The sequence below is a fragment of the Vibrio sp. V31_P5A7T61 genome, assembly GCF_009904895.1.
GTDB lineage: Bacteria > Pseudomonadota > Gammaproteobacteria > Enterobacterales > Vibrionaceae > Vibrio > Vibrio metschnikovii.
Genome location: NZ_WXWI01000041.1, coordinates 1 through 8,648, shown reverse-complemented (window position 1 = coordinate 8,648; position 8,648 = coordinate 1). Strand labels below are relative to the sequence as shown.

At 38.7% G+C, this 8,648-nt stretch carries 7 protein-coding genes; all 7 read left to right on the top strand.

Features of this window, described 5'->3' with window-relative positions; genetic code table 11:
• Nucleotides 1-600 (top strand): transposase (locus CAG58_RS09855; RefSeq protein ID WP_161429858.1); only part of this gene is annotated, 600 nt, incomplete at its 5' end.
• Between the two features lie 12 nt (nt 601-612).
• Nucleotides 613-906: a capsular polysaccharide export protein, LipB/KpsS family gene (locus CAG58_RS09850; RefSeq protein ID WP_161439731.1), complete on the top strand. Its 294-nt coding sequence runs from the start codon at nt 613-615 to the stop codon at nt 904-906.
• Nucleotides 907-910: 4 nt separating this feature from the next.
• Nucleotides 911-2,155 carry a glycosyltransferase family 4 protein gene (locus CAG58_RS09845; protein ID WP_161426013.1) on the top strand — a complete coding sequence of 415 codons (1,245 nt, stop codon included), beginning with the start codon at nt 911-913 and terminating at the stop codon, nt 2,153-2,155.
• A gap of 80 nt (nt 2,156-2,235) precedes the next feature.
• On the top strand, nt 2,236-4,152 hold the full coding sequence (locus CAG58_RS09840) for a hypothetical protein (RefSeq protein WP_161426012.1): 1,917 nt from the start codon (nt 2,236-2,238) through the stop codon (nt 4,150-4,152).
• Between the two features lie 17 nt (nt 4,153-4,169).
• Nucleotides 4,170-6,293, top strand: a complete 2,124-nt coding sequence (locus tag CAG58_RS09835; protein ID WP_161439730.1) for a glycosyltransferase family 2 protein — start codon at nt 4,170-4,172, stop codon at nt 6,291-6,293.
• Nucleotides 6,294-6,312: 19 nt separating this feature from the next.
• Nucleotides 6,313-7,485, top strand: a complete 1,173-nt coding sequence (locus CAG58_RS09830) for a nucleotide sugar dehydrogenase (protein ID WP_158144399.1) — start codon at nt 6,313-6,315, stop codon at nt 7,483-7,485.
• 15 nt (nt 7,486-7,500) lie between these two features.
• On the top strand, nt 7,501-8,448 hold the full coding sequence (locus tag CAG58_RS09825; RefSeq protein ID WP_161429867.1) for an ATP-grasp fold amidoligase family protein: 948 nt from the start codon (nt 7,501-7,503) through the stop codon (nt 8,446-8,448).
• The last annotated feature ends 200 nt before the right edge of the window (nt 8,449-8,648 follow it).

The following is an 8,648-nucleotide window of genomic DNA, read 5'->3' as shown; positions in this document are numbered from 1 at the left end:
AAAAGTGAAAACATTCGTTTAATGAGTGACTTAGTGACAAGACGCAACCAGTTATTGACCATGCAAACCATGGAAAAGAACCGCTCTCAAATCATGCCTAAGACTGTTGCGTCATCGATTAAATCCCTACTTACCATGCTCAAAAAACAGATAGAAAATATTGAAACTAGAATCGAAAAACTCATCGAGACATGCCCTGATTACCAAGCAAAAAATGAGCTATTACAGAGCGTACCTGGCATCGGAAAAATTGCGGCAGCCTCCATCATCAGTAACGTACCTGAGCTGGGCTACATCACCAACAAACAAGCGGCTTCATTAATCGGTGTCGCTCCCATTACTCGAGAAAGCGGTAGTTATAAAGGCAAGAGAATGATCAAAGGCGGACGCATGCAAGTCAGGACGGTTTTGTACATGGCCATGATGTCTGCAATGCAATGTAATCCTGTTTTTAAACAGCACTATCAAAAGTTATTAGCGGCAGGCAAACCTAAAAAAGTAGCGATCATTGCTTGCGTCAGAAAGATGGTAGTTATCCTAAATTCTATGCTCAGAGACGGCTGCATGTGGGATGTAAACAGCGCCAAAATTAACTCTTGACGCCATAGTCTCTTGTTACGGGCTAAAAAAGTCGTCTGTTATGGCCAACCGTTTTATTGCGGTTGGGGATTAACCATCGATAAAGCCCCTATGGCTCGACGTACTCGCCAGCTAACGCTTAATGAACTGATTTTCGCCAGCTTGATTTGGTATCCCTTATACATTAGCCCGAAAACGGGCTACTACTGCAGCGCATCACAAACAGTAGAGCATTTGCAGCAATGGAAAAACAACCGCTCATCGCCAACCACTCAACTTAAAGTGGCTAGTGCGAAATGGGTAAGGACTCTCATCGGTATTCGGTAATGCTATGCAAAAACAAACCATTGCCATCGTCGGCACCCTAGCAGAAAGCTTAGTTGGTTTTCGCGGCGAACTGATCCGTGATCTGGTTGCCTCTGGCCATACGGTTTATGCCTTTGTGAGTGAAATGACTAAGGCGCAACAGTGGCGAATTATGGAGCTAGGCGCAAAACCTATTCGCTACTCGCTGAGCCGTTTAGGCGTTAACCCATGGCGGGATTTATATACCGTCTATCAACTGTATCGGCTATTTCGCCGTTATCAAATAGACGTCAGTTTTTGTTATTTTGCCAAGCCAGTGATTTACGGCACTTTAGCGGCAAAATTAGCCAACGTTCCTCTACGAGTGGGAAAAATAGAAGGGCTAGGTCGGCCTTTTACTCCAGGTGTGAATGGTTTTGGTTTTGCTCAGCGTTTAGTTCAGCAAGTGCAAGTCGCCCTGTATCGACTCAGTTTGCGCTATTGCGATCATCTGTTTTTACTCAATCAAGATGATCGGCAAGATTTGATCGATAAACACCGCATTAAAACCGGGCACATTCACCAGCTTAACGGTATTGGCTTGGATTTAACCTATTACCAATATCATCCTCCGCAATCCACACCGCTTAAATTTGTGTTTGTCGGCCGACTGCTTAATGAAAAAGGTATTCGCCAATTTATTGCCGCCGCGGAGCAGCTTAAAGCAGAAGGGGTGTCGGCAGAGTTTATTATTGTTGGTGCGCCGGACCGAGGAAAAGGTTCACTGAGCGTGAGAACGCTGCTCGATAAAGTCAACGCTGGGATCATTCTTTACCCGGGTAAAGTTGATGATGTACGGCAATTTTTGCAACAATCGTCCGTCTTTGTCCTGCCGTCTTACTATCGCGAAGGCGTACCACGGAGCACTCAAGAAGCCATGGCAGTAGGACGAGCGATAATTACCAGTGATGGTCCGGGATGTCGAGATACTGTACTGGATGGGCAAAATGGCTATTTAGTCAAACCGCGTGATGTTGACTCGTTAGTTGCGGCAATGCGTAAGTACATTGAACACCCTGAAAGGGTCGCTCAACATGGCCAGTTAAGTTACCAACTTGCCCAGCAGCGCTACGATGTGCGGCGGATTAATTTAACCATCATTCGTCATATCGGTCTTTACCACCAACAGCTTGAGGTATTGGTTGATAATGTGGTCCGGCTGCGGGAGCGACAAGTCCAAGACATTGTTATATCCAAAAAACAGCCAGCGTTAAATACCCTCGTTCGTTAATTATTTACCTTGATGAGTAATGGGCTCTCGCCGTTCATCAAGACTTTTTGCCGTTTATTCAGTTTATAATGGAGCTCCCCATGAAAATCATTGCCAGCATGATAGAGAGTGCTCAATGGCAAGCTTGGCTTAGCCAGCAACATAGCCCCTTCTCGATAGTAACCAACAGTAAGAAACCTTGTACCGATGAAGTGACCATCATTGCTGCGCCTTGTTCATTAGCAGAAATAGACAGTGACTTACTTGATTATGATGAGTTATTGATACATATCTGGGGGTTACAAGCCACGCTAGCCAATGCGTTACGTAATGGCGCAGAAGAAGCGCAAATTGAAAGTGTGGTAGCGAAATGGGTTGAAACGAGCGAACAACTGTTAGCTTGGCTACCGAAATATCAGCATAAGGTCAATTTACTTAGCCATGCCCACGCAACCTATTTTACTCAAGATTGGTGTGAGTGGCTCAATAACCTAGGCATTGAATGGCCACAAGCGGATATCAACACCACTTGCGCCCGTACCAGTCAAGATGAGTATGATCTGTTCGCTGCTTACTATGTAAAAACCCATCCGCAGTTAGAGCGTTTAGAGCAACTGTTATTAAGTGTCGCTTTGCCCATGGGCGAGGATTATCCGCAATTACCGTTAAGCATTGCCGAACTGACCCGCCAAAGCCAACATGCTATTCGCCGCCAGCGTTATACCGACAAGCAACTGACTGAACGTGAGTCAGACATTGACCAACTGCGTCAGGAAAGAGCTGCGGAAAAAATGAAGTTTGAGCAGCAGTTGGCCGAAAATCAGCAAGCTCATGATGTGGCTATATCTGCCGCTGCGCAGCAAAAAACAGCCTTAGAGGAACAGCTCAAAGCAACAGAGCAGCAGCAACAAGCGTTAGCGCAAGAAAACGAGTTAGTGATTACCGATCTGCACCGAGTGCAAGAAGCACTTGAAACTGCACTTCAGCAGCATCAACAACAAACGGATAAATGCAGCACGTTAGAGCAACAATTGTTAGCCAGTCGTGAGCAGCAAGCTAAGTTAGAGCAATCACTTGCCGACCAGAAAGACCAGCATACTCGTTTAAATGAGCAATACACCACGAGTCAAGTGGCGTTAAAAACTTCAGAGCAGCAGCAACAAGCTCTAGCGCAAGAAAACGATTTAGTGATAACCGAGCTCCATCGAGTGCAAGAAGCACTGGAAGCTTCACTGCAGCATAATCAGCAAGTGATGGATAAATGCAATGCGTTAGAACAGTCGCTCACTGAGCAACAAGATCAACACAATAGCTTAAGTGAGCAGTACGCAACTAGCCAATTCGCGTTACAAGCCTCAGAGCAACAAAAATCCGCTCTTGAGCAAAAAGTTAATGACGCTACACGACAGCAAAAAGCACTAGAGCAAGAAAATAGTATGATAATTGCTGAGTTACTTCGTGTACAAGAAACCCACGAGACGCTGTATTACGAGAAAACGACATTACAGCAGCAAATTGAGCTCCAGGTACAACAACTCAAAGCTCACAGCGCTAAAATTAATAGCTTAATCAAGCGTCAGCGTTTAACCAAGCTAGAGCTAGCTCAAGCCTTGGCGAGTAAAACGTTACTCGAAAAAGAGTTAACGGCTCATCATGCTTCCACATTATGGAAAATGACCGTACCTGTGCGTAAATTTCGCCAAACTCCGCAGCGTAAACGGGCCGCTCAATTGGCTCAGCAGAAGTTATTGATTGAATTTTCAGAGTATTTTGATAGAGAGTGGTATCTTGCTCAGTATCCAGATGTAATTGAGGATGGGGTGGAACCGATTGAACATTACTTACGCTTTGGAGCGCAAGAAGGGCGTAACCCCAGTGCTGAGTTTAATACCCTTTGGTATTTAAAAACCTATCCTGATGTCGCGGAAAGTGGCTTAAATCCATTAGTACATTTCATTCAGTATGGAGAGCGTGAAGAGCGGAAATGTAAACAATTATTAATTGAAGATAGAAGCTAAAAAATATAGGTATACCAATGTCAGTTTTAAAAAAAGCTAATCAAGAATTTAAAAAAAAACAATATGAAGCTGCACTAGAGTTATATAATGCAGCCATGAGCTCATCTCAAGCAATGAGAGGTTATATTGATTTCAATATTAATCTTACGCAGAAAAGAATAACCAATTCTGACTCTAAAAGAGTCAGTTGTATCAATTCTTTGCCTGATAATTGTAATTCAAATCCTAAAGTGTCAGTTATTATACCGACCTATAATGTTCAAGATTACATAGAGAGATGTGCGGACTCTATACTTAATCAAGCCTTACAAGATATCGAAGTGATTTTTATTGATGATGGCTCTGAAGATAGAACTACTGAAATATTAAAATCTTATCAAAATAAAGATGGCAGAGTTAAGTTAATTCTTAACTCTCGATCCTCAGGTAATTCAGGAGTACCGCGTAATCAGGGATTAGCTGTAGCGAAAGGTGAGTATATTGCTTTTGTTGATTCTGATGATTACATTGATGAAGGGATGTTGTCAGACCTGTATTTAAAAGGGAAGGAAAGCGACGCTGAACTAGTCACTTCATCTGGCTTTTATAGAGAGAATCAAGATGGAACAACAGAAGTCGTTAAAACAACACATACTAACTATGATCCTATAAGTGAACATTCCGAACGGAAAGAACTTTTCAAAAGTTACCATTATACAATCGTTTGGTTTAGAATATATAAAACAGAATTTATCAAGAAAAATAAAATCTGTTTTGGTGAGTATAAGACATCAGCAGATGCTCCATTTGCGATTAAGGCCCTGTCATTATGTAATAAGTTAGTTTCAGTTGATGGTATTTATTACCACTATAGATTTGATCGTCCTGGTTCGACTATAGAGAGACGCAAAGGACAGAGTGCATTTGAAGTATTTAGAGCATACCATAATCTAATAGAGTTTTTTAAATCTAAGGGGCTATATAAAGATTATCTTCCAATAATTATTCAAAAAGCAATTGGAGATTACTCTTATAATAGTAAGTTTATCCAAGAAGAATATGAGGTAGAGTTTGAGAATCTACTAATATCTTTTCTAAGAAAATATACCCCAGATGTGGTTAATTGGTCCTTTGTTTCCGCCTATTGGAAATCAGAAATTGAAAATAAACTGTCACGTTATACTGTAGATAAAAAAATGATTTTTGATGATTATCTTAATTCGATGAAGAGAGATAATCCTAATGTTTCAGTAATTGTTCCAGCACATAATGTAGGTGAGTATATTAAGAGTTCTATAAACTCATTAAAAAACCAGACTCTTAAAGGTATAGAATGTATTATTATTAATGATGGTTCTAACGATGATACTCAACTACAAATTGAAAATAATATTGTTGATATGGATAACTTTAAGATTATAAGTTTATCTCATGCGAGTGGTAATCCGGGAACTCCAAGAAATGTCGGATTAGCATGTGCAAATGGTAAGTATATTGGTTTTGTTGATGCTGATGATAGAGTTGAAAATGAATTCTTTGAAAGATTATATAAAAAATCTCAAGAAGAAAATGCTAATATTGTAACTTCAGATACATTTGTTAAAGTTGAAGATGGCAAAGAACAAGTAATAAAAATAAATGTAAATAGTTTTAATTCTAAAATTGATAAAGATAGAGAAAAGCTTTTTAAACAAGGGTATTTTTCTAATATATGGTATAGAATATATGAGAGAGATTTTTTGAATAAGCATGGTATAAGTTTGCCTAATATCTATCTCTCAGAAGATTTTTGCTTTTCTTTCTTAAGTCATAGTTTTGCAGATAAAATATCAGTAGTTAAGGGTGCTAAATATTTTTATAATTATGATAGACCTGGATCAACAACAGAACAAAGAAAAGGCTTGGTTGCATTCAAACAAATTGAAGCTCATGATATTGCTATGAAATATATTAATTCCTTTAATGTTTCTAAAAATATTACAGGTATATTCTTGGCTAAAAAAATAAATTCATATTTTTATACACATAAAAATCTATCACATGAGTATAAAGATAAATTTATTAATGATGTTAAGTCATTGTACGCTCCAATTATGAATGATGTTAACTTTAACTTTCTCGCTGAACATGAGAGAAATACATTTAAGCAGTTTGTTGCTTGATTTTAATAGAGATTTACATATGAAATATAAAATAGCCGTGGCTGGCACAGGTTATGTTGGTTTATCTAATGCAATGCTATTGGCTCAGCATCATCAAGTAATGGCATTGGATATTGATGCTCATAAAGTCGATTTATTAAATGATAAAATCTCACCGATTGAAGATAAAGAAATCAGTGAGTTTTTAGCTCATAAATCGTTAGATTTTCGCGCCACGTTAGATAAGCAAGAAGCGTATCAAGATGCGCAGTTTGTGATTATCTCAACCCCAACGGATTACGACCCGAAAACCCACTACTTTAATACTAGTTCTGTTGAGGCGGTCATTAAGGATGTGTCGGCGATTAACCCGCAGGCGGTGATGATCATCAAATCGACCGTACCGGTAGGCTACACCGCGGCAGTGCGTGAAAAGTTTGCCACTGAGAATATTATTTTCTCACCAGAATTTTTGCGCGAAGGGAAAGCGCTGTACGATAACTTACACCCTTCACGCATTATCGTCGGTGAACGTAGCGAACGTGCCGATCAATTTGCTGCCTTATTAAAGCAAGGTGCGATCAAACAAGAGGTAGAAGTACTATTTACCGACAGCACAGAAGCTGAAGCGATTAAGCTATTCTCAAATACCTATTTAGCGATGCGTGTGGCGTATTTTAATGAGCTAGATACGTATGCAGCGACTCACGGCTTAGATGCTAAGCAAATTATCCAAGGGGTAAGTTTAGACCCGCGGATTGGTAACCACTACAATAACCCAAGCTTTGGTTATGGCGGTTATTGCTTACCGAAAGATACTAAGCAGCTGCTGGCTAACTATCAAGATGTGCCCAACAATATGATTCAAGCCATTGTTGAAGCGAACCGCACCCGTAAAGATTTTATTGCTGACTCTATTATTGCCCGTGAGCCAAAAGTTGTAGGCGTGTATCGTTTGGTAATGAAATCAGGCTCTGATAACTTCCGTGCTTCGGCAATTCAAGGCATTATGAAACGCATCAAAGCCAAAGGAATTGAAGTGGTGGTTTATGAGCCAGAGCTAAAAGAAGAGCATTTCTTTAATAGCCGAGTGATAACAGATCTCAATGAGTTTAAACAGCTTTCTGATGTGATCATTACTAACCGAGTTTCACGAGATTTGAATGATGCTGTTGATAAGGTCTATACAAGAGATCTATTTGGTAATAATTAGAGTAACGAGTTTATTATGACTATAGAATTATTTGAATCAATCAAGAAAGAACGACTAACAGATTTTAAATTAACAAGGAAAAAGCTTGTATCTTTATTAAAAGACGCCAAAGATAGTAATGATGAATTATTATTGACTGATATTTATAACGAAATTTATCCACATGAGATAACAGAGGCTATCGTTAGAAATAAAGGAAAGAATCTATTAGGTAAGTTTTCTTCATTTAAAACATTGATTGCACAAAGAACAGAACTCCGTTTGCGTGGGCTAAAATGTCCAGAGTGGGAGTTAGATGATAAAAAGAATGCTTATAACTTCATTGATTCTATTAATGTACCTCGACCAATGTTAATATCTGAATTTAATTTTAACAAAATGGAAGAGTTTACAAATGGTGTTGTAAAACCTAAATATGGTTCTAACTCTAAAGGCGTTTTTATTATCCAAGATGAGTTTGTATATGATGTGGCTAATCGAGAATTTATATCATTGGAAGAAGCCAAACAAAGAATGTTAGAAATTAACATGAATCCATGGTTACATGAAACGGCGGTTGTGTCACAGTCACAGAGTAACGATGATATACCTTTTAAGCCACCTCATGATCTAAAGTTTTATTCTTTTTACGGTGAAATTGCTTTAATACTTGAGGTTAGAAGGTATCCAGATAAAAAATATTGCTGGTGGAATGTTAATGGTGAAGTTGTATCTACTGGTAAATATAATACAGATCTATTTGATGGTAATGGATTTACTAAAGAAGATTTAGAAACTGCAAAGCATATAAGTAAGAATATTAAGTCTCCTTTCTGTAGAATAGACTTTTTAAAGACAAAAGAAGATTTTATATTTGGAGAGTTTACTCCAAGACCTGGTGGTTTTGATGAGTTTGACAGCGAAACAGATCGTATGCTGGGTGATTATTTCATGGATGCATTAGTTCGTATTGGCAATGAATAATGTTTACATTAAGCGTAGTTCTTTGATTTTTCAAATCAGGTGATTATAACAAAAATGGACTATTTAGACAGTCGTTTTCTATTAAATTACGGTATTCATCCTAATGATATGGCAAAATATGCCATTCCTTATTATGCTCTATCTCGTGGTTTAAGAGTTTCTTTTTTTAATAAAGAAAACATTAATAATTATTATTATTC

Coding starts and splice junctions, on each gene's coding strand:
- CAG58_RS09835 (WP_161439730.1), top strand. CDS start 4,170: ATGTCAGTTTTAAAAAAAGCTAATCAAGAATTTAAAAAAAAACAATAT.
- CAG58_RS09825 (WP_161429867.1), top strand. CDS start 7,501: ATGACTATAGAATTATTTGAATCAATCAAGAAAGAACGACTAACAGAT.
- CAG58_RS09830 (WP_158144399.1), top strand. CDS start 6,313: ATGAAATATAAAATAGCCGTGGCTGGCACAGGTTATGTTGGTTTATCT.
- CAG58_RS09845 (WP_161426013.1), top strand. CDS start 911: ATGCAAAAACAAACCATTGCCATCGTCGGCACCCTAGCAGAAAGCTTA.
- CAG58_RS09840 (WP_161426012.1), top strand. CDS start 2,236: ATGAAAATCATTGCCAGCATGATAGAGAGTGCTCAATGGCAAGCTTGG.